Annotated in this window: 25 protein-coding genes; 23 read left to right on the top strand and 2 right to left on the bottom strand. The window is 68.9% G+C overall.

Annotation, left to right across the window (positions count from 1 at the left end; translation table 11 throughout):
- The first annotated feature begins 18 nt into the window (after positions 1-18).
- The 13 genes from rpsE to rplQ all read left to right on the top strand — a co-directional run bounded on the left by rpsE (position 19) and on the right by rplQ (position 8,483).
- Positions 19-699 (top strand): 30S ribosomal protein S5, encoded by a 681-nt coding sequence (rpsE, locus tag CSX12_RS14780; RefSeq protein WP_269430495.1) that lies wholly within the window; start codon positions 19-21, stop codon positions 697-699.
- Positions 699-884 carry a 50S ribosomal protein L30 gene (gene rpmD, locus CSX12_RS14775; protein WP_017201575.1) on the top strand — a complete coding sequence of 62 codons (186 nt, stop codon included), beginning with the start codon at positions 699-701 and terminating at the stop codon, positions 882-884. The genes rpsE and rpmD overlap by 1 nt, the downstream gene beginning before the upstream one ends.
- Positions 884-1,531: a 50S ribosomal protein L15 gene (gene rplO / locus CSX12_RS14770; protein ID WP_017201574.1), complete on the top strand. Its 648-nt coding sequence runs from the start codon at positions 884-886 to the stop codon at positions 1,529-1,531. The genes rpmD and rplO overlap by 1 nt, the downstream gene beginning before the upstream one ends.
- A gap of 183 nt (positions 1,532-1,714) precedes the next feature.
- Complete coding sequence (gene secY, locus CSX12_RS14765; RefSeq protein ID WP_017201573.1) at positions 1,715-3,037, top strand: preprotein translocase subunit SecY; 1,323 nt, start codon at positions 1,715-1,717, stop codon at positions 3,035-3,037.
- Positions 3,034-3,678: an adenylate kinase gene (locus CSX12_RS14760; RefSeq protein WP_017201572.1), complete on the top strand. Its 645-nt coding sequence runs from the start codon at positions 3,034-3,036 to the stop codon at positions 3,676-3,678. Before secY ends, CSX12_RS14760 begins: the two co-directional genes overlap by 4 nt.
- 1 nt (position 3,679) lies before the next feature.
- Positions 3,680-4,531 carry a type I methionyl aminopeptidase gene (map, locus tag CSX12_RS14755; RefSeq protein WP_124896282.1) on the top strand — a complete coding sequence of 284 codons (852 nt, stop codon included), beginning with the start codon at positions 3,680-3,682 and terminating at the stop codon, positions 4,529-4,531.
- The gene (locus CSX12_RS14750; RefSeq protein WP_124896281.1) at positions 4,531-5,199 is read left to right on the top strand and encodes a thioredoxin domain-containing protein; all 669 of its coding nucleotides are present in this window, start codon (positions 4,531-4,533) and stop codon (positions 5,197-5,199) included. The genes map and CSX12_RS14750 overlap by 1 nt, the downstream gene beginning before the upstream one ends.
- A gap of 160 nt (positions 5,200-5,359) precedes the next feature.
- Complete coding sequence (gene infA, locus CSX12_RS14745) at positions 5,360-5,581, top strand: translation initiation factor IF-1 (RefSeq protein WP_017201569.1); 222 nt, start codon at positions 5,360-5,362, stop codon at positions 5,579-5,581.
- 61 nt (positions 5,582-5,642) lie between these two features.
- A complete protein-coding gene (gene rpmJ / locus CSX12_RS14740) occupies positions 5,643-5,759 on the top strand; it encodes a 50S ribosomal protein L36 (protein ID WP_005050492.1) in 117 nt (38 codons plus the stop codon).
- Positions 5,760-5,952: 193 nt separating this feature from the next.
- Positions 5,953-6,327, top strand: a complete 375-nt coding sequence (gene rpsM, locus CSX12_RS14735; protein ID WP_017201568.1) for a 30S ribosomal protein S13 — start codon at positions 5,953-5,955, stop codon at positions 6,325-6,327.
- A gap of 31 nt (positions 6,328-6,358) precedes the next feature.
- Positions 6,359-6,757 carry a 30S ribosomal protein S11 gene (gene rpsK, locus CSX12_RS14730; RefSeq protein WP_017829189.1) on the top strand — a complete coding sequence of 133 codons (399 nt, stop codon included), beginning with the start codon at positions 6,359-6,361 and terminating at the stop codon, positions 6,755-6,757.
- Positions 6,758-6,887: 130 nt separating this feature from the next.
- Positions 6,888-7,877 (top strand): DNA-directed RNA polymerase subunit alpha, encoded by a 990-nt coding sequence (locus tag CSX12_RS14725; protein ID WP_017201565.1) that lies wholly within the window; start codon positions 6,888-6,890, stop codon positions 7,875-7,877.
- A gap of 33 nt (positions 7,878-7,910) precedes the next feature.
- Complete coding sequence (gene rplQ / locus CSX12_RS14720; RefSeq protein WP_124896280.1) at positions 7,911-8,483, top strand: 50S ribosomal protein L17; 573 nt, start codon at positions 7,911-7,913, stop codon at positions 8,481-8,483.
- A 236-nt stretch (positions 8,484-8,719) separates the two neighbouring features.
- On the opposite strand, the gene CSX12_RS14715 is transcribed toward rplQ, so the two are convergent.
- Together CSX12_RS14715 and CSX12_RS14710 are read right to left on the bottom strand one after the other, a co-directional pair.
- Complete coding sequence (locus CSX12_RS14715) at positions 8,720-10,294, bottom strand: AMP-binding protein (protein WP_124896279.1); 1,575 nt, start codon at positions 10,292-10,294, stop codon at positions 8,720-8,722.
- A gap of 92 nt (positions 10,295-10,386) precedes the next feature.
- On the bottom strand, positions 10,387-11,607 hold the full coding sequence (locus CSX12_RS14710; RefSeq protein ID WP_124896278.1) for a PAS domain-containing protein: 1,221 nt from the start codon (positions 11,605-11,607) through the stop codon (positions 10,387-10,389).
- A gap of 164 nt (positions 11,608-11,771) precedes the next feature.
- On the opposite strand from CSX12_RS14710, the gene CSX12_RS14705 reads away from it, so the two are divergent.
- The 10 genes from CSX12_RS14705 (at position 11,772) to CSX12_RS14660 (ending at position 20,958) form a co-directional block, all read left to right on the top strand.
- Positions 11,772-12,791 (top strand): tripartite tricarboxylate transporter substrate-binding protein, encoded by a 1,020-nt coding sequence (locus CSX12_RS14705; RefSeq protein WP_124896277.1) that lies wholly within the window; start codon positions 11,772-11,774, stop codon positions 12,789-12,791.
- A 1-nt stretch (position 12,792) separates the two neighbouring features.
- On the top strand, positions 12,793-13,362 hold the full coding sequence (locus CSX12_RS14700; protein WP_225855737.1) for a tripartite tricarboxylate transporter TctB family protein: 570 nt from the start codon (positions 12,793-12,795) through the stop codon (positions 13,360-13,362).
- The gene (locus CSX12_RS14695; RefSeq protein WP_017201559.1) at positions 13,362-14,909 is read left to right on the top strand and encodes a tripartite tricarboxylate transporter permease; all 1,548 of its coding nucleotides are present in this window, start codon (positions 13,362-13,364) and stop codon (positions 14,907-14,909) included. Before CSX12_RS14700 ends, CSX12_RS14695 begins: the two co-directional genes overlap by 1 nt.
- A 36-nt stretch (positions 14,910-14,945) precedes the next feature.
- Entirely contained in the window at positions 14,946-15,743 is a 798-nt protein-coding gene (locus CSX12_RS14690) for a sulfite exporter TauE/SafE family protein (protein ID WP_017201558.1), read from the top strand.
- Positions 15,744-15,773: 30 nt separating this feature from the next.
- Positions 15,774-16,244, top strand: coding sequence for a MaoC family dehydratase N-terminal domain-containing protein (locus CSX12_RS14685; RefSeq protein ID WP_124896276.1), 471 nt, complete (start codon positions 15,774-15,776; stop codon positions 16,242-16,244).
- Entirely contained in the window at positions 16,244-16,645 is a 402-nt protein-coding gene (locus CSX12_RS14680) for a MaoC/PaaZ C-terminal domain-containing protein (protein WP_124896275.1), read from the top strand. Before CSX12_RS14685 ends, CSX12_RS14680 begins: the two co-directional genes overlap by 1 nt.
- A 10-nt stretch (positions 16,646-16,655) precedes the next feature.
- Positions 16,656-17,789: a UDP-N-acetylmuramate dehydrogenase gene (locus tag CSX12_RS14675; RefSeq protein ID WP_124896274.1), complete on the top strand. Its 1,134-nt coding sequence runs from the start codon at positions 16,656-16,658 to the stop codon at positions 17,787-17,789.
- Positions 17,786-18,496 carry a FadR/GntR family transcriptional regulator gene (locus CSX12_RS14670; RefSeq protein ID WP_124896273.1) on the top strand — a complete coding sequence of 237 codons (711 nt, stop codon included), beginning with the start codon at positions 17,786-17,788 and terminating at the stop codon, positions 18,494-18,496. The genes CSX12_RS14675 and CSX12_RS14670 overlap by 4 nt, the downstream gene beginning before the upstream one ends.
- 147 nt (positions 18,497-18,643) lie before the next feature.
- Positions 18,644-20,071: a four-carbon acid sugar kinase family protein gene (locus CSX12_RS14665; protein ID WP_124896272.1), complete on the top strand. Its 1,428-nt coding sequence runs from the start codon at positions 18,644-18,646 to the stop codon at positions 20,069-20,071.
- Positions 20,068-20,958, top strand: a complete 891-nt coding sequence (locus CSX12_RS14660; protein WP_124896271.1) for an NAD(P)-dependent oxidoreductase — start codon at positions 20,068-20,070, stop codon at positions 20,956-20,958. The genes CSX12_RS14665 and CSX12_RS14660 overlap by 4 nt, the downstream gene beginning before the upstream one ends.
- The last annotated feature ends 36 nt before the right edge of the window (positions 20,959-20,994 follow it).

Below are 20,994 nucleotides of genomic sequence, written 5' to 3'. Positions count from 1 at the left end.
GACAACAAGGAGAACGAAGTGACCGAAGCGGCAGCTGCCACTTCCGAGACGGCCGCCGGCACCACGCAGGCCGAGCCGGCTCGCGACTCGCGTGACGGCCGCCGCGGCGGCCGTGGCGACCGCAACCAGGGTGGCGGTCGTGACCGCAACTCTCGTGACCGCGGCGACAACCAGTTCCTGGAGCGCGTCGTCACCATCAACCGCGTCTCGAAGGTCGTGAAGGGTGGTCGTCGCTTCAGCTTCACCGCCCTCGTGGTCGTCGGTGACGGCAACGGTCTGGTCGGCGTCGGCTACGGCAAGGCCCGCGAGGTCCCCCTGGCGATCTCGAAGGGTGTCGAAGAGGCCAAGCGCAACTTCTTCCGCGTTCCGCGCGTCGGCAGCACCATCCCGCACCCCGTGCAGGGTGAGGCCGCCGCCGGTGTGGTCCTGCTCCGTCCGGCCGCTGCCGGTACCGGTGTCATCGCCGGTGGTCCGGTCCGCGCCGTGCTCGAGTGCGCCGGTATCCACGACGTGCTGTCGAAGTCGCTCGGCTCGTCGAACACGATCAACATCGTGCACGCGACGGTCACCGCCCTGAAGCAGCTCGAGGAGCCCCGTGCGGTCGCCGCACGTCGTGGCCTCGAGTTCGACCAGGTCGCTCCGGCGCGGCTCGTCCGCGCCGAGGCTGACGCCATCGCCGCACAGAAGGTAGGTGCCTGATGGCCGCGCGACTGAAGGTCACGCAGATCAAGTCCAAGGTGAGCGAGAAGCAGAACCAGCGCGACACGCTGCGCAGCCTCGGTCTCAAGCGGATCGGTGACACCACCGTCCGCCCCGACGACGCGCAGACGCGCGGTTACGTCAAGACCGTCGCCCACCTCGTCAAGGTTGAGGAGATCGACTAATGGCCGAGAAGAACGAGGCCGTCGAGGCTGAGAAGGCCCCGAAGAAGGCTGCTGCTCCCAAGGCTGCCGCCGAGAAGAAGACCGCGGAGAAGAAGCCCGCCGCGAAGAAGGCACCGGCCAAGACCGCGGCCTCCGACGCCAAGGCCGACTCTGTCGCCAAGCCCGCCGCCAAGAAGGCTGCGCCGAAGAAGGATGCCCCGGCGTCCCGTCCCGGCGTGCTGAAGGTGCACCACCTGCGTCCCGTCCCGGGGGCCAACACCGCCAAGACTCGCGTCGGCCGTGGTGAGGGCTCGAAGGGCAAGACCGCCGGTCGTGGTACCAAGGGCACCAAGGCGCGCAACACCGTTCGCGTCGGCTTCGAGGGTGGGCAGATGCCGCTGCACATGCGCACCCCGAAGCTGCGCGGGTTCAAGAACCCGTTCCGCGTGGAGTACCAGGTCGTGAACCTGGAGAAGCTCGCGGAGCTGTACCCGCAGGGTGGCGACGTCACCATCGGCGACCTGGTCGCCAAGGGTGCCGTTCGCAAGAACGAGAAGGTCAAGGTTCTCGGAAACGGCGACATCGCCGTGAAGCTCACCGTTTCGGTCGACAAGGTCTCGGGTTCTGCCGAGCAGAAGATCGTCGCGGCCGGCGGATCCGTCAAGTAACCGCTGTGCAAGAGGGGTCGGAGATTCTCCGGCCCCTCTTGTGGTTTCATTCTCCGAGACCTCGCTCTGGGGCCGCATCCGGCGGGCCTGGTATCGGTGACGAATTCCGGGAACCCTGGTTTGCGTTACCCTGGTCTTTCAGCCGTCCTTCGGGAACCGGCAACCTTTTCAGGAGGAACGTCCTTGTTTAGCGCCATCGCGCGGATCTTCCGCACGCCCGACCTGCGTCGGAAGATCGGTTTCACCCTCGCCATCGTCGCGATCTACCGACTCGGCTCCAACGTGCCGGCTCCCTTCGTGAACTTCCCGAACGTCGAGCAGTGTCTCGCGGCCAACGCGGGCACCGATGGGCTCCTCGGACTGGTCAACCTGTTCTCCGGCGGCGCGCTGCTGCAGCTGTCGATCTTCGCGCTCGGCGTCATGCCGTACATCACGGCGACGATCATCACGCAGCTCCTCCGCGTCGTCATCCCGCACTTCGAAGCGCTGCACAAGGAAGGCCAGGCCGGTCAGGCCCGCCTGACCCAGTACACCCGCTACCTGACGATCGCCCTCGCCCTGCTCCAGTCGACGACGCTCGTCACGGTCGCGCGGAGCGGTCAGCTGTTCGGGTCGACAGATCTCGCCGCCTGCCAGCAGCTCCTGACCAACGACGTCTGGTGGGCGCAGGTGCTCATCATCATGGCGATGACCGCCGGTACCGGCCTCATCATGTGGTTCGCCGAGCTCGTCACCGAGCGCGGCATCGGCAACGGCATGTCCCTGCTCATCTTCACCTCCATCGCCGCCACGTTCCCCGGCGCCATGGGCCTCATCTGGCAGACGAAGGGCTTCGAGGTCTTCCTGCTCGTGCTCCTGGTCGGCATCGTCGTGATGGGACTCGTCGTCTTCGTCGAGCAATCGCAGCGACGGATCCCCGTCCAGTACGCCAAGCGGATGGTCGGTCGCCGCACCTACGGGGGCACCAACACGTACATCCCGATCAAGGTGAACATGGCCGGTGTGATCCCCGTGATCTTCGCCTCGTCGCTGCTGTACATCCCCGCGCTCATCGCGCAGTTCAACACCCCGCAGGACGGGTCGACCCCGGCCGCGTGGGTCACCTGGGTCAGCGCGAACTTCACCACGGGCAACAGCCCCATCTACATGGCGGCGTACTTCCTGCTGATCATCGGGTTCACCTACTTCTACGTCGCGATCACGTTCAACCCCGTCGAGGTCGCCGACAACATGAAGAAGTACGGCGGCTTCATCCCGGGCATCCGCGCCGGACGCCCGACGGCCGAATACCTCGATTACGTCCTCACGCGCATCACGCTTCCCGGCTCGCTGTACCTGGGCCTGATCGCGCTCATCCCGCTCATCGCTCTCGCCACGGTCGGCGCGAACCAGAACTTCCCGTTCGGTGGCGCATCGATCCTCATCATCGTGGGTGTCGGTCTCGAGACCGTCAAGCAGATCGATGCACAGCTGCAGCAGCGTCACTACGAAGGGCTCCTCCGATGACAGCATCCACCCCGGTTCCCGAGGCCGTCGACGGCCACCGTCCCGCTGCGCGTCTGCTCATCGTCGGCCCGCAGGGCTCCGGCAAGGGCACCCAGGGTGTGCGCATCGCCGAGTCCTACGGCATCCCTGTGGTCTCGACCGGCGACATCTTCCGCGCGAACATCAAGGAGGGGACGCCGCTCGGCCAGCAGGTCACGGCCATCCTCGACAAGGGCGACCTTGTCCCCGACGAGCTGACCAGCGAGATCGTGCGTGACCGTCTGTCGCAGGACGACGCGGCACAGGGCTTCCTGCTCGACGGATACCCGCGCAACACGGCGCAGGTCGAGCACCTCGAGGCCTTCCTCGGGGAGCGGGGCGAGGCGCTCGACGCCGTCATCCTGCTCGACGTGCCTCGCGAGGAGAGCCTGGAGCGTCTGACGCGCCGGGCGACCGAGCAGGGCCGCTCCGACGACACCCCGGAGGCCATCGGCCACCGTCTCGACATCTACGAGCGCGAGACCGCGCCGATCCTCGAGGTCTACGGGGCCAAGGGCATCGTCGACCGCATCGACGGCGTCGGCTCGCTCGACGAGATCACGGCCCGCATCGACGCCGCCCTCGCCGCGCGGGGCCTGCGCCGTCCCGTCTCCGCCGCCTGAGATGTTCCGCCGGTCGATCTACAAGACGCCCGCTCAGCTGCGAGCCATGGTCGAGCCGGGGCTCATCACGGCCGCGGCCCTGGAGGCCGTGCGGCCGCTGATCAAGGCCGGCGTGACGACGCTCGAGCTCGACACGGTGGCGAACCGTACGATCCTCGCGCGTGGCGCGGAGTCCAACTTCCAGCTGGTGCGCGGCTATAGCCACACCACCTGCATCTCCGTGAACGAGCAGGTCGTCCACGGGATCCCGGGGGAGCGCGTCCTCCAGCCGGGCGACATCGTCTCCGTCGACTGCGGAGCGCAGTTCCACGGCTGGAACGGTGACAGCGCCATCACGGTCGTCGTCCCCGACCCGGAGCGCCCGGAGGTCGTCGCACGTCGCGAGGAGCTCTCGCGCGTCACCGAGGGCTCCATGTGGGCGGGAATCGCCGCGATGGCCTCCGCGTCGTCGATCGACGAGATCGGCGCCGCGATCCAGGACTACATCGAGGCGCAGGGACCATCGGCCGTCTCCGGCGAGCCCTACGGCATCCTCCGCGAGTACGTCGGCCACGGCATCGGCCGCAAGATGCACGAGGCGCCCAGCGTCTTCAACTATCGGACTCCGGACCGCGGCGAGGATGTGAAGCCCGGTCTCGTGCTCGCGATCGAGCCCATGGTCACGGCCGGGGGAGAGGCCACGTTCGTCGAGGACGACGACTGGACCGTCACCACGGTCGACGGCACGGACGGCTCTCATTGGGAACATAGCGTCGCCCTGCATGATGGGGGTATCTGGGTGCTCACCGCGCCCGATGGCGGAAGAGCCGGACTCGCCCCGTTCGGGGTCGAGCCTCGAGAGATCGGAAAGTAATGGCAGCGGCGAAGAGCAACACCAACTGGTTCGCGATCGGCGTCTCCATCGCCGTGGTCGTGGTGCTGGTGGCGATCGGCGGACTCGTGGTGTTCCTCAACAACCAGGCCACGTCGCCCGGTGCGACCCCCAAGGCCAACGACACCTTCAACTCCGAGACCGGCGCGATCACCTTCGGCGACGGTGAGGACACGGTCGCCGTCTTCGTCGACTTCCAGTGCCCGATCTGCAACAGCTTCGAGCAGCAGTTCGGCGCGCAGCTGGAGGCGGCAGCCGCAGACGGACGCATCACGCTCGAGTACCACCCCATCGCCATCCTCGACCGTTACTCCCAGGGCACCGAGTACTCCTCGCGCTCGGCCGGAGCCGCGGTGTGCGTCGCGGAGTCGAACCCCGACCTGTACCTCGACTACGCGAAGGTGCTCTTCGAGAACCAGCCCGAGGAGAACTCCTCCGGTCTGACCACCGACCAGCTCGCCGACTTCGCCACGCAGGTGGGCGCTGACGACGCCGTCTCCTGCATCACCGACGAGACGTACCGCAAGTTCGGCGTCGCGCAGGCGAAGCAGCACGAGATCGGCGGCACGCCCACGATCGACATCAACGGTGAGCGGCTGAATCTGCAGGACCAGGCCGACATGAAGAAGTTCACCGACCTCATCAGCTGACAGCGGCCCGCCGCCCCGGCGGCCGAGTTGCCGGATGGCTCCGAAGCGTCTAACATAGATCTTTGGTGCCTTGTGCCTTGATTCGGCGTGTCCGATCGGTTCGGCACCACACCACCCACCCACCGCAGATCGACCGGTCTGCAGAAGCGTCAGCGAGGCTATGGCTAAGAAAGACGGTGTCATCGAGATCGAAGGAGTGATCTCCGAGGCTCTGCCCAACGCGATGTTCCGTGTTGAGCTCAGCAACGGGCACAAGGTCCTTGCAACGATCTCCGGCAAGATGCGGCAGAACTACATCCGTATCATCCCCGAGGACCGTGTGGTCGTGGAGCTCAGCCCCTACGACCTGACCCGCGGCCGTATCGTCTACCGCTACCGCTGATCGGTCGAGAAGTAACGGCCTGCCCCTCGGGGCGGTACGAAGACAGCGAACAGGAAACATCATGAAGGTCAACCCCAGCGTCAAGCCCATCTGCGATCACTGCAAGGTGATCCGCCGTCACGGCCGCGTCATGGTGATCTGCAAGAGCAACCCGCGTCACAAGCAGCGCCAGGGCTGATCGCCCCCGCTGCGTGAAGCCGCTCACGCAATCTCACAACTCAATATGAAACGGCAGGATCAGACGCTTCGATCCTCCGACAGGCTCAGGAACCCAGGTTCTCCCACTGTCGGACGACGCGGAGCTGACACCTCGGGGCGGAGGCCCGGGCACCGATCCTGCTCCACACCTCCACAAAACCCAGGAGAACCGCATGGCACGTCTTGCCGGCGTTGACATCCCGCGCGACAAGCGCGTGGTGATCGCCCTTACCTACATCTACGGCGTTGGCCGTACCCGCTCGGTCGAGATCCTCAAGGCGACGGACATCGACGAGAGCATCCGCGTGAAGGACCTCAGCGACGACCAGCTGATCGCCCTCCGCGACCACATCGAAGGCAACTACAAGGTGGAGGGTGACCTGCGCCGCGAGGTTGCAGCAGACATCCGCCGCAAGGTCGAGATCGGCTCCTACGAGGGCATCCGCCACCGTCGTGGTCTCCCGGTCCGTGGTCAGCGCACCAAGACCAACGCCCGTACCCGCAAGGGCCCGAAGCGCACCGTCGCAGGCAAGAAGAAGGCCCGCTAAGCGCGGCCCCAGGGACTAGGAGAACACTTTCATGGCTGCACCCAAGGCCGCCGCGCGCAAGCCGCGCCGCAAGGAAAAGAAGAACATCGCGCTGGGCCAGGCCCACATCAAGTCGACGTTCAACAACACCATCGTCTCGATCACCGACCCGTCCGGCGCCGTCATCGCCTGGGCATCGTCGGGTGGCGTGGGCTTCAAGGGCTCCCGCAAGTCGACCCCGTACGCCGCCGGCATGGCAGCGGAGTCCGCTGCCCGCCAGGCCGCGGAGCACGGCGTCAAGAAGGTCGACGTCCTCGTGAAGGGTCCGGGCTCCGGCCGCGAGACCGCGATCCGCTCGCTCCAGGCCGCAGGCCTCGAGGTCGGCTCGATCCAGGACGTCACCCCGCAGGCGCACAACGGCTGCCGCCCGCCGAAGCGTCGCCGCGTCTGATTCGCGTGTCGAGCCGCTCGCCCTTCGGGTCGAGCGGCTCGACGCCCGCGTGCGGGCATCGACTTCCACAACTCAAGACCTCACCCCACCACATGTCATATAGCGGGCATGTGATCGAAAGGAACACAGAGTGCTTATTGCACAGCGTCCCACACTGACCGAGGAAAAGATCGTCGAGAACCGGAGCCGGTTCATCATCGAGCCTCTGGAGCCCGGCTTCGGTTACACGATCGGCAACGCGCTGCGCCGCAGCCTGCTGTCGTCGATCCCCGGTGCTGCTGTCACCAGCGTTCGCATCGACGGCGTGCTGCACGAGTTCAGCACCATCCCCGGCGTGAAGGAGGATGTCACCGAGATCATCCTCAACATCAAGCAGCTCGTCGTCTCGAGCGAGCGCGACGAGCCCATCACCGCGTACCTGCGCAAGACCGGTGCCGGTGAAGTGACCGCCGCCGACATCTCGGCTCCGGCCGGTGTCGAGGTGCACAACCCCGAGCTCGTCATCGCGACGCTCAACGACACCGCCAAGTTCGAGCTCGAGCTGACGATCGAGCGTGGCCGCGGCTACGTCTCGGCAACGCAGAACCGCAACGAGTACGCCGAGGCCGGTCAGATCCCGATCGACTCGATCTACTCGCCGGTCCTCAAGGTCAGCTACCGCGTCGACGCGACCCGTGCCGGGGAGCGCACCGACTTCGACAAGCTCGTCCTCGACGTCGAGACCAAGTCGGCGATCAGCCCCCGCGACGCCGTCGCCTCGGCTGCCAAGACGCTCACCGAGCTGTTCGGTCTCGCCCGCGAGCTGAACGTCGAGGCCGAGGGCATCGAGATCGGCCCGGCGCCGGTGGAGGCTGTGAACTCCAGCGAGCTGTCGATGCCGATCGAGGACCTCGACCTGTCGGTCCGCTCGTACAACTGCCTGAAGCGTGAGGGCATCAACACTGTTTCCGAGCTCGTCGCCCTGTCGGAGACGCAGCTCATGAACATCCGCAATTTCGGCCAGAAGTCGGTCGACGAGGTGCGCGACAAGCTCATCTCGCTCGGTCTGTCGCTCAAGGATTCGGTGCCCGGTTTCGACGGCGCCCACTTCTACGGCGGCAGCGAAGACGAGTCCTTCTGATACCCGACCTTTCTGACCAGGAGTTAGACGATTATGCCCAAGCCCACTAAGGGTCCCCGCCTCGGAGGCGGCCCCGCCCACGAGCGCCTGCTGCTTGCCAACCTCGCCGCTGCGCTGTACACCCACAAGTCGATCAAGACGACCGAGACCAAGGCCAAGCGCCTGCGTCCGCTCGCCGAGCGCCTCATCACCTTCGCCAAGCGCGGAGACCTGCACGCACGCCGCCGCGTGCTGTCGGTCATCGGTGACAAGGAAGTCGTGCACACGCTCTTCGCCGAGATCGCTCCGCTGGTCGCCGACCGTGAGGGTGGCTACACCCGCATCACGAAGGTCGGCAACCGGAAGGGCGACAACGCCCCGATGGCCGTGATCGAGCTCGTCCTCGAGCCCGTCACCCCGAAGGCGAAGTCGACCAAGAAGGCTGCTGCGGCTCCCAAGGCCGAGAAGCCCGCCGAGGAGGCCCCTGCCGAGGAGACCCCCGCCGAGGAGACCCCCGCCGAGGAGGCTCCCGCCGAGGAGTCCGCCGACGCCGGCGCCGAGTCGCAGGCCGAGGGCGAGGCCGCCGAGGCCGCCGCCGAGGACGCTGTCGAGAAGAAGTCCGAGTAAGGACTCCGCTCAGAACGAAGCCCGCCGCCCCACCCGGGGTGGCGGGCTTCGTCGTCCCCAGCCGTTCCCCGTCTGACGTTTCCCCGACGGACGGACGATTCCCCGACCGGACGATTCCCCGACCGGACGATTCCCCGACCGGACGATTTCCCTGACGGACGGACGATTCCCCGACGAAAGGCCACGGGGTCGTCGGGGGATCGTCCGTTGGTCGGCGGATCGTCGGCAGGGGTGGGTCAGCGGGCGCGGAGGTCCTTGCGGAGGATCTTCCCCGAACTGGACTTCGGGATCGCGTCGATGAACTCGACCTGGCGGACCTTCTCGTGCGGGGCGACCCGTCCTGCCACGTGCGTCATGACGGAGTCGGCGTCGAGCTCGGCACCGGGCTGACGCACCACGAAGGCCTTCGGCACCTCCTGGCCGTCTTCATCGAATGCCCCGATCACGGCAGCGTCGGCGATCGCGGGATGCTCCAGCAGCACAGCCTCCAGCACGGCGGGGGCGACCTGGTAGCCCTTGTATTTGATGAGCTCCTTGAGGCGATCCACGATCCGGTAGATGCCGTCGTGCGTGACCGTCGCGACGTCCCCGGTGTGCAGCCAGCCGTCGGCGTCGAGCATGTCGGCGGTGGCATCCGGGCGATTGAGATAGCCGACCATCACCTGCGGTCCGCGCACCCAGAGCTCGCCCGGCTCACTCGTTCCACCGGCCGGGGCCTCCACGTCGGCGCCCGACTCCGGGTCGACGAGCCGCGCCTCCGTGTTCGGCACCAGCGGACCGATGCTCGACCGGTCGATGTCGCCGAGCTTCTCGGAGATGAGGTTCACGGCCGGACTGGTCTCGGTCATGCCGTAGCCCTGGGTCACGATGCAGCCGAGTCGGTTCGCCACCGCAGAGGCCAGGGCGCCGTCGAGCGGAGCCGCGCCGGAGAAGACGACCTTCACGGACGAGAGGTCGTACTGGTCGACGATCGGATGCTTCGCCAGCGCGACCGCGATCGGCGGGGCGACGAAGACCCAGGTCGTGCGGTGCTCGGCGATGATGCGCAGGAACTCGGGCAGGTCGAACTTCGGCATCGTCACGAGTCCCGCACGCTGACGCAGGGCGAAGTTGAGCAGCACCGTCATGCCGTAGATGTGGAAGAACGGCAGCACGGCCAGGACGCGGTCGTCCGCCTCGACGCCGAGCACCGGCCGGCACTGCGACACGTTCGCGACGAGGTTGCGGTGCGTGAGCATCACCCCCTTCGGACGCCCTGTGGTGCCGGAGGAGTAGGGGAGCACCGCGAGGTGGGTCGCGGGGTCGAACGAGACGTCTGGGGCGGGGTGTCCTTCGCTGAGCAGATCCCGCAGCGACGGGTGGCCGTCGGCGCCGTCGAGCACGATGACGTGGTCCGCCGGGATCCCTCGCTTCGCGGCGGCTTCTTCCGCGCCGGGCAGCAGGGGGGAGACCGTGATGAGCCAGGTCGCCTGGGCGTCGGCGAGCTGGTTCGCGATCTCCTCCGCGGTGTAGAGCGAGTTGATGGTGGTGGCGGTCGCCCCGGCGCGCAGGATGCCGTGGAACACGGTGGCGAACGCGGGCACGTTCGGGCACAGGAGGCCGACCGTCGTGCCGACGCCGACCCCGCGGGCCGCGAGTGCGCCGGCGAACAGATGGATCTGGCCCACCAGCTGTCGGTAGGTGGTGGTCGCGCCGCTGGCGCCGTCGACGAGCGCGACGGTGTCGAGGGCGGCGTCATCCAGGTCGCCGAACAGGAACTCGTGGATGGAGACCGCCGGGATCTCCACGTCGGGATAGGTACTGCGAACCATGAGATCTCCTTCGATCCAGGGGTGTCGATATCGGCGTCGAATGCGATCCAGTGTCGCACAGAACGGCACCGAGTCCCACAGTTTTCCGGCGGTCAGACGGCGTCGTTGATGCGGTATCGCGTGCTGGGGCGACCCCGGGTCGAATAGTCGAGCGTGCGCGTCGCCCTGCCCGACGAGGCGAGGTGTTCGAGGTACCGACGGGCGCTCACCCGCGATATCGCGAGGTCTTCGCCGATCTCGCTCGCGGAGGCGTCGGGGCGGGCGGCGAGAGCGACCGAGACCCGGTCGAGAGTCTCCGCGCTGAGGCCCTTCGGGATGCCCAGGCGCTGTCGGAACGCGATGATCGCATCAGCGGCCTCGACTCGGCGCACGACGTCATGGAGCTCGGTGTGATCCCGCAGGAGCAGCGTCGCCCCGATCTCCCCGCCCTTCGCCTCGCTCCCGGTGCTGCGGGCGACCAGGACGTGGGATCCGACGATCACCGGGCGCCCCGCGGACTCGCCCTCGCGCAGCACGGTCATCAGCTCTTCGCCCAGTGCGTCGGCAGCGGCCGTACCGTCGAGATCCGCGGCGTCTCTGTCGAGGAAGCGCGCGGCCGCATCGTTCACGAGCGTGATGCGTCCCGCGTCGTCCACCGTGATGACACCCTCGCTGAGCCCGTGCAGGGTGGTCTCCTGGTTCTTCACCAGCGCCGCGATCTGGTGAGGCTCGAGCCGGTAGATGCGGCGTCGGATGATCGAGGTCACCCACGCAGAGCCGAAGACACCCAGGACGGCGGCGGCGAGCATGGCCGAGATGAGCCAGACGAGGTTGGACGTGAACTCCTCGTTCAGCTCGGATTCCAGAATGCCCACGGATGCCGTGCCGATGACCGCGCCGTCGTCGTCGCGGATCGGCACCTTGACCCGCCAGGACGTGCCGAGGGTGCCCGTCTGGGTGCCGACGTAGATCTCGCCGGACAAGGGGATCGACGGGTCGGTGGAGACCTTCTCGCCGATGCGCGCCGGGTTCGGGTGGGAGTAGCGGATGCCCTCCTCGTTGGCCACGACGACGTAGGCGAGGTCGGACGCTTCACGGATGACCTCGGCGATCGGCTGGATGGCCGCCGCCGGATCGGGATCATCGAACGCGGACTGCACGACGGGGAGCGCGGCGATGGACTGGGCGACGGCCTGCATCCGATCCTTGTACGCCTCGCGGAGCGCCTGCTCCTGGAACGTACCGGCCACGATGCCGGTCGCGAGGGTCACCAGGAACACGATCAGCGCTTGCAGCACGAGCAACTGCACGCGCAGCGTCATCTTCGAGGCCACCTGCTCATTCTCGCCCCTGGTCGTGCCGTGCGCGAGCCGGGGAGAGAGGTGCTCGCGACCAATAGTTCCGTAACTGCGACCAATGGTTTCCGAAGCTTGAGCGGCAGGGCGTCGCCTTCCAGGGTGGAGCGACAGCATTCACGAACGCTCAAGGAGGAGCGCACATGAAGAACGCACGCATCGGAGCCCTGGTCGCACTGACGGCCGTCGCGGCCCTCACCCTGACCTCATGCGCCGGAGGCGGCGCAGCGACGGATGCCGGCGGGGGCGAGGCCGAAGCCACGACCGTCACCGACGTCTCGATCGTCGTCCCGGCCGACCCCGGCGGGGGATGGGACCAGACCGGCCGCGCCCTCTCCCAGGTGCTCACCGAGGACGACCTGGTGAGCTCGGCGCCCGTGACGAACGTGGGCGGAGCCGGAGGCACCGTCGGGCTGGCGCAGCTCGCCAACGAAAAGGACCCGAACACCCTCATGGTCATGGGGCTCGTCATGGTGGGGGCCGTCGAGACGAACGCCTCCGCCGTGCGGATCGAGGACACCACGCCCATCGCCCGTCTCACCGACGAGCCGCTCGTCGTCGTCGTGCCCGCCGATTCGGACTACGACACCCTCGAGGACCTCGTGGAGGACATCGCCGACAACGGCCAGTCGGTCACGATCACCGGAGGCTCCGCCGGCGGCGCCGACCACATCCTCGCGGGGCTCATGCTCGAGGAGGCGGGGCTGGACGGCGCGGAGATCGCCGAGAAGCTGAACTACACCCCGAACTCGGGCGGGGGTGAGGCCGTGCCGCTGCTCATCGGCGGGAAGGTCTCGGCCGGGATCTCGGGGGTCGGCGAGTTCGCGCAGCACATCGAGAGCGGTGCGCTCCGTGCGCTCGCCGTCTCCAGCGAGGAGCAGGTGCCGCAGCTGCCGGACGTCCCGACCATCACAGAAGAGGGCTACGACGTGGTCCTCACCAACTGGCGTGGTGTCATCGCCCCTGGCGGCATCTCCGACGGGGAGAAGGAGGAGCTGGTGCGCGTGATCACCGAACTGCACGAGTCGGAGGCGTGGACCGAGCAGCTCGACACCAAGGGCTGGACCGACGCATTCCTCGTCGGCGCGGACTTCGACGAGTTCCTCACCGGGAACATCGAAGAGGTCACCGCGACGCTGAAGAACATCGGCCTGGTGCAGTGACATGACGGTCCCCGCCTCGCCGGGGACCGAGGAGCAGGGGATGCGGGCCGGCCATGACGGTCGGCCCGCACGCCGCTCGACCTCCGTCCCCGTCGGCGAGCTCGTGTTCGCCGGAATCATGGTCGCGCTCGGCGTCTTCGCCGTCGTCGGCATCTTCCTGATCCATGTCCCGGTCGGCATGAAGGCCGGCCCCACGGTCTTCCCGATCTTCGTCTCCGTCATCCTCCTCGCCTCGGCCGTGGCGGTGCTGATCGGCGTGCTGCGCGGGGAGCGCGGCGGTGCGGAGGAAGCGGAGGACATCGACGAGTCGCTCCCGACCGACTGGATCACCCTCGCGAAACTGGCCGGCCTCGTCGTCGCGCACCTGTTCCTGATCGAGCCGCTGGGATGGGCGCCCGCGGCCGCGCTGCTGTTCGGCGGCGTCGCCTGGTCGCTCGGCGCCAAGCGGTGGTGGATGGCGTTCCTGATCGGGATCGCGGTGGCGCTGGTGATCCAGGTCGTCTTCGGCGGCCTGCTCGGCTTGTCGCTGCCGTGGGGGCCTGCTCTCGGCTGGCTCGGAAGGATGTTCTGATGGACAGCTGGACTCTGCTCCTGGAGGGATTCGCCACCGCGCTGCAGCCGCAGTACCTCGCGTTCGCGTTCCTCGGCGTCTTCGTCGGCACCGCGGTCGGCGTGCTCCCCGGAATCGGCCCCGCCATGACCGTGGCGCTGCTGCTTCCCCTCACCTACACGCTCGATCCTGCCGCCGCGCTGATCACCTTCGCGGGTATCTACTACGGCGGCATGTACGGCGGCTCGACCACGAGCATCCTCCTGAACACGCCGGGGGAGTCGGCCTCGATCGTCACGGCGATCGAGGGCAACAAGATGGCCAGACTCGGGCGCGGAGCCGCCGCCCTCGCCACCGCGGCCATCGGGTCGTTCATCGCCGGCACCCTGGCGACGCTCGGGTTGACGCTGCTGGCGCCGCTGCTCGCGCAGTTCGCGGTGAACCTGGGTCCGGCGGACTACGTCGCCCTCATCGTGATCGCCTTCATCACGGTCGGGGCGCTGATCGGCAGCTCCATCTCGAGGGGGATGCTCTCGCTCGGGGTGGGTCTGTTCCTCGGACTCGTCGGCACCGACTGGCTCTCCGGACAGCAGCGCTACACGCTGGGACTGCCGGCTCTGTCCGACGGCGTCGACATCGTCCTGGTCGCAGTCGGCCTGTTCGCGGTCGGGGAGACCTTCTACATCGCCGCCCGCCTTCGGCACGGCGGTGTCGACGTCATCCCGGTCACCCGCGGGTGGCGCTCCTGGATGACGAAGGCGGACTGGCGGCGGTCGTGGAAGCCCTGGCTGCGGGGCACCGCGATCGGGTTCCCGATCGGGACGATCCCCGCCGGTGGCGCGGATGTGGCGACCTTCCTGTCCTACGCGACCGAGCGGAAGCTGTCGAAGCACCGGGACGAGTTCGGTCGCGGTGCGATCGAGGGCGTGGCGGGTCCGGAGTCGGCGAACAACGCGGCGGCCGCCGGTGTGCTGGTGCCGCTGCTGACCCTCGGCCTGCCGACGACCGCGACCGCGGCGATCATCCTGACGGCGTTCCAGTCGTACGGCATCCAGCCGGGTCCGCTGCTGTTCGAGAGCCAGTCGAACCTGGTGTGGGCGCTCATCGCGAGCCTCTACATCGGCAACGTCATCCTGATCGTGCTGAACCTGCCGCTGGTGGGGATGTGGGTGAAGCTGCTGCAGATCCCGCGGCCGTACCTGTATGCGGGGATCCTGCTGTTCGCCGCTTTCGGGGCGTACGCGCTGCACAGCTCGCCGTCGGACATCGTGATCCTGCTGATCGTCGGCATCCTCGGCTACTTCATGCGCCGGTACGGCTACCCCGTGGCGCCGCTGGTGGTCGGCATGATCCTCGGGCCGATGGCCGAGGAGCAGCTGCGCAAGGCGCTGCAGCTGAGCCAGGGAGACCTCAGCACGCTGGTCATGCAGCCGTTCGCCGCCATCGCGTACGGCGTGCTCGCGCTGCTGATCGTCGGCGGACTGTGGCTGCGGCGTCGGCAGCGCCGATACGAGCAGGCGCTGACCGAGTCGATCGCGGTGCCGATCAAGGCGGATTCGGAGGTCTGATTCGAGAGGAGAGGAGGCCGCGAGTAGGCTGATCCGGTGAGCGACGTCCAGGCCCCCGCACGAGGGCCTCGTGCCTACATCGCCTTCATCGGGATCGGTCTGCTCGCCGGTCTCCTCTCCGGGCTCTTCGGGGTCGGCGGCGGCACGGTCATCGTCCCGCTGCTCGTGCTCCTGCTGCACTTCGATCAGCGCCTCGCGGCCGGGACCTCCCTCGCGGCGATCGTCCCGACGGCCAGCGTCGGCGTCATCTCGTACGCGACGACCGGCTCGGTGGCCTGGATACCGGCGATCATCCTCGCCGCGGGCGCCGTGGTCGGCGCGCAGATCGGCACACGGCTGCTGCCACGCATCTCGCAGACCGCGCTGCGTTGGGGCTTCGTCGGCTTCCTGCTGGTCGTGATCGTCAGCCTGTTCCTGGTGATCCCCTCTCGTGACGCCGCCTTCGAGCTCACATGGCTGACCGGTGTCGCGCTCGTCGCCGTCGGCATCGGCACGGGCATCCTTGCCGGGCTCATCGGCGTCGGCGGGGGAGTGATCGTCGTCCCGGTGCTGATGCTGGCCTTCGGCACGAGCGACCTGGTCGCCAAGGGCACCTCCCTGCTGATGATGATCCCGACGGCGATCTCCGGGACGGTGGGCAACGTCCGCAACCGCAACGTGGACCTGCTCGCTGCGCTGCTCATCGGCGTCTCCGCGTGCACGACGACGGCGCTCGGAGCGTGGTTGGCGACGATCGTCGACCCGACGCTCGGCAACATGCTGTTCGCGGCATACCTCGTCGTGATCGCGGTGCAGATGGCCATCAAGGCGATCCGAGGCCGCGCGCGCGGCTGAGTGTCGGCCAGGCCTCGGTAGGATCGAGGGGTGGCAGTGAACCAAGATCTGGTCGGCCGGGAGTTCCCGCCGACGGCCCCGTACCTCGTCGGTCGCGAGAAGGTGCGCGAGTTCGCGCGCGCCGTCTTCGCCGACGCCCCGCAGCACACCGACGTCGCGGCCGCGCAGGCACTGGGCTTCGCCGACGTGGTCGCGCCGCCGACCTTCGCGATGGTCATCCAGGACCAGACGCTCCAGCAGCTGCTGGCGCAGGAGGACTCCGGGATCGTGCTCGCCCGCACGATCCACGCGGAGCAGCGCTTCACGTACACGCGCCCCATCGTCGCGGGCGACGAGCTCACGGCCCAGCTGCGCGTCACCGGGATCCGGATGATGGGCGGCAACGCCATGATCACGAGCGAGGCCGAGATCTCCGACGCGTCCGGCGCGCACGTCGTCACCGCGACGAGCGTGCTGCTGGTCGGCGCCGAGCAGAGCACGGACGAAGGGGAGGCCGCCTGATGGGCTACACCGTCGGAGACGTGCTCGCCGAGCGCACCGTGCATGTGACCCGAGAATCGCTCGTGCGCTACGCGGGAGCCTCGGGAGACTTCAACCCCATCCACTACCGCGACGACGTCGCGGCGTCGGTCGGCCTGCCGGGCGTGCTCGCGCACGGCATGCTGACGATGGGCATCGCCTCATCCGCGGTGATCTCCGCGCTCGACCCCGCCACGCGCGTCCTCGACTACGGCGTGCGCTTCACCAAGCCGGTCGTCGTCGATCCCGTCGACGGAGCCGACATCCACGTCGTCGCCACGGTCGGCGCGGTCGATGAGGAGGCCGCCCGCATCGACCTCAAGGTCACGTTCGACGAGACCACCGTGCTCGTCAAGGCGCAGCTGCGCGTCGCCGTCCGATGAGGACGCGCTGATGCCGGAGATCGATTCGATGCCGCTGGCCGAGCTGACCACGCTCCGCACCGGTGCCGCGCCGGAGCGGATGCTGGAGGCGACCACGACGCCCGCGCTGATCGAGGCGCTGCGGCAGACGTGGGAGCGCGGCGACGAGTGGTTCGTGCTCGGCGGCGGATCCAACCTCTTCGTCGGAGACGAGCCCTTCGAGGGCACGGTCATCCGGGTGCGCACCGAGGGCATCGACGAGTTGCCGTCCCCGCATCCTGGTCGCATCCGACTGCGGGCGCAGGCCGGACACGGCTGGGACGAGCTGGTCGCCTATGCCGTCGCGCACGGCTATGCGGGCCTGGAGGCGATGAGCGGCATCCCTGGCACGGTCGGGGCGTCGCCGGTGCAGAACATCGGCGCCTACGGGCAGGAGATCCAGGAGACGCTGGTCGAGGTCGAGTTGATCGACGAGTCGACCGGCGAGGTCTCGACCGTCCCTGCGAGCGAGCTCGGACTGGGCTTCCGCACCTCGGTGCTCAAGCACCACCACGGCAGCGTGCCGCAGCGTCGCGCCGTGATCCTCTCCGTGACGGTCGACCTGCTGGTCGCGAACGAGCGCGTGGTGCGCGGCGAGCAGCTGCGTCGGGCGCTCGGTCTGGTCGACGAGACGCCGGTCCCGCTCGCGTGGGTCCGGGAGCGGATCCTCGCCACCCGCGCGACGAAGGGCATGCTGCTCGATGCCGATGACCCCGACACGCACGGGGTCGGCTCCTTCTTCCAGAACGCGATCGTGACGGCGGCTGTCGCCAGGGCGCTGCCCCCGGAGTGCCCGCGCTGGCCGGTCGCCCCCGATCTGGACGCCGTGACCGTGATCCCGCTCGCCTCCTACGACGGGCATGTCCCGCCGTCCAAGCCGGAGGCCGTCTCCGACGTCAAGGTCAGTGCCGCGTGGCTCATCGAGCAGGCGGGAATCCGCAAGGGGTTCAAGCTCCCGCGGTCCCGGGCGTCGGTTTCGACCAAGCACGCGCTGGCGCTCACGAACCGCGGGGGTGCGACGGCGGCGGAGGTCGCGGAGCTCGCCCGTTTCATCCAGAGTCGCGTGCACGCCGAGTTCGGCCTCGTCCTGCAGCCGGAGCCCGTCCTGGTGGGCGTCGACCTGTGACGAAGGTCGAGCGGGTCTCGCGGACGCAGGCCGTCGTCGACGGTCTGCTGGACGAGATCATCGCGGGCCGACTCGAAGCAGGGCAGCCGCTGCCGCCCGAGGGAGAGCTCGCGCAGCAGTTCGGCGTCTCGCGCCTGACGATGCGCGAAGGGGTTCGTCTTCTGCAGGCGCAGGGCGTCATCGTCGCCGTGCCCGGCACCCGGCACCGGATCGCCCCGACCGACGAGTGGACCGGGCTCGACGCGGTCGTGCGTCATGCGCAGAGCGCGGGCGCCAGGGAGCGCTCCTCCCTGGAGATGCTCGAGATGCGCATGATGTTCGAGACCGGCGCCGCCGAGTTCGCCGCGGGCCGCCGCACCGAGGAGCATCTAGCGGAGATGGAAGCCCTGCTCGCGGACATGCATGCGGCGCACGAGCGGACCGACGTCGAGGGCTTCGTGGCGGCCGACCTCGCCTTCCACGACGTGATCATCCGGGCCGCCGAGAACCGCATCCTGGTCGCCTCGATGCGTCCGCTGACTACGATGCTGCAGGCGACGCGGAGCGAGACCAGCGCGTTCTCCGACATCCGCGAGCACGCCCTGGCCGAGCATGCGGCGGTGCTGGAGGCGATGCGCACCGGGTCCGGAGCGGCTGCGCGGCAGGCGATGCGCAGTCACATGCGGCAGACCCGAGACGACCTGCTGCACTACGTCCACGGTCGCTGATCCGCTGCCGGATCCCGGGCGTCGCCGTTTTGGCGAACCTCGGATCGATGCGGTACTCTCGTCGATATCTGATATCGGATAACGATGCAGATCCCCCTGGTCCGTGGCTCCCCACCACGGACCATCTCCCGGAACGAAGGAGTTCGTGTGCACATCGACGACCTGCTGGCCCCGCTGCCGGCACCGCTCGCCGTCACCGCCGCCGACGTGCGCGCGGAGGTCGACCCCGCCGATGTGCTCGTCGTCCTCGACGACGACCCGACCGGCACACAGTCCGTCTCGAACCTCCCGGTGCTCACCCGGTGGGAGCGGGCCGACCTCGACGCGGCGCTCGCGACCGGCGCCGCCGCCGTCTACGTGCTCACCAACACCCGATCCCTCGACGACCAGGGCGCGGCCGCACGCAACCGCGAGATCGTCGCCGTCGCGCTCGACGCCGCCGCAGCCCAGGGTCGCCGCGTCACCTTCGTGTCCCGCGGCGATTCCACCCTGCGCGGTCACTTCCCCCTCGAGACCGACGTGCTCTCCGCCGAGGTCGCCGCGCACACCGGCCGCACTCCGGCACTGACCCTCCTGGTCCCGGCGTTCCCCGATGCCGGTCGCATCACGGTCGACTCCGTGCACTACTGGGTCACCGACGGCGAGGCCACCCCGGTCGGCGAGACGCCGTTCGCCGCCGATGCGACCTTCGGGTACTCCTCCTCCGACCTGCGTGACTGGGTCGCGGAGAAGACCGACGGGCGGATCGCCGCATCCGAGGTCGCCGGCCTCGACATCCGCACCATCCGTGCCGGAGTGGACGCCGTCGCCGCGTTCCTGGCTGCGCTGCCGCAGGGCACGGTCGTCGCCGTCGACGTGGTCGAGGAAGCCGACATGCGCGTCGTCGCCCTCGCCCTGCACCGCCTCCGGGAGAAGAGCGTGCTGCTCCGCGTCGGGCCGCCCTACGTGCGCGCCCACATCGGCCAGGAGATCGCCGCGCCGGTGCGCGCGGAGGACATCCCCTTCGCGCACGACCGCGGCGGACTCGTCGTGGTCGGCAGTCATGTGCCGCTCACCACAGCGCAGCTCGAGGCCCTCACGGCAGCCCGCCCGAACACCCGCACGATCGAACTCGACGTGCGCGCCCTCATCGGCCCCGAGCGCGAGGAGCACCTCGACACGCAGGCGCACGCGGTCGCCGACGCGCTCGCCACGGGCACCGTGATCGTGCACACCACCCGCGAGCTCGTCACGGGCGCCGACGGGGACGAGAGCCTCGCGATCGCCCGCCGCGTCTCCAGCGGCGTGGTCGACCTCGTACGCCGGGTGCTCGCCATCGCACCGCCCCGCTTCATGATCGCGAAGGGCGGGATCACCTCCAGCGACGTCGCCAGCGAAGCCCTCGAGATCCGTCGCGCGACCGTGCTCGGCCCCATGCTGCCCGGCCTGGTCTCGCTGTGGCAGCCCGAGGCCGGCCCCGCCGTCGGCATCCCCTACGTCGTGTTCGCCGGCAACGTCGGCGACGCGGACTCCCTCGTCACCGTCGTCGCCACTCTCGCAGGGGACGATGGAACCCACCCGGAAGGACAATCATGACAACCACCGTCGCTGTCATCGGACTCGGCGCCATGGGGCTGCCGATGGCCAGCCGTCTCGCCGAGCGCTTCACGGTGCGCGGCTTCGACATCGCCGCCGAGCGTGTCGCCCTCGCCGCGGAGGCGGGCGTCGTGCCCGCCGCGTCCGCCGCGGAAGCCGTGACCGAGGCGGAGGCGGTGCTGGTCGCCGTGCGGACCGGCGCGCAGCTGGACGACCTGCTGTTCGGAGGGAACGGGCTCGCCCCGCACCTCGCCGACGGGGCCGTCGTGATCCTCACCAGCACGGTGGGCACGGAGGGCATCGACGCGATCGCCGCACAGCTCGCCGCCCACGGTGCGCAGCTCGTGGACGCGCCGCTGTCGGGCGGACCGGTCCGCGCGGGAGAGGGCGACCTCCTCATCGTCGTCGGCGCGACCCCCGCCGCCCTGGAGATCGCGCGCCCCGTGCTGGAGCAGCTCGCCTCCACTCTGTCCATCGTCGGTGACAAGCCCGGCGACGGCCAGGCGCTGAAGACCGTCAACCAGCTGCTGTGCGGCGTGCACATCGCCGCCGCGGCCGAGGCCCTCGCGCTTGCCGATGCCCTCGGGCTCGACCGCGCCCGCACGCTCGACGCGCTCACGGCCGGTGCCGCGAACTCGTTCATGCTCGGGAACCGCGGCCCGCGCGCCCTGCAGGCGTACGATCCCGAAGGCGCCGAGGTGCTCAGCCGCCTCGACATCTTCGTGAAGGACCTCGGCATCGTCGGCGACGCCGCCCGCCGTGCGCACCTGTCCACGCCGGTCGCCGCCGCGGCCGAGCAGCTGTTCCTCCTCGGCGAAGCGCAGGGCCTCGGCGCCCTCGACGACTCCGCCGTCATCCGCGTCGTCGCACCCGAACGACTGTCCTGAGCGCGACGTCGCGCCCTCACTGAAAGAAGAGATCCA

This window comes from Microbacterium sp. Y-01 (assembly GCF_003856715.1).
In the GTDB taxonomy this organism is placed as follows: Bacteria; Actinomycetota; Actinomycetes; order Actinomycetales; family Microbacteriaceae; genus Microbacterium; species Microbacterium algeriense.
The sequence above is the reverse complement of the archived record's forward strand: the minus strand, read 5'-3'. Positions and strand labels throughout refer to the sequence as shown.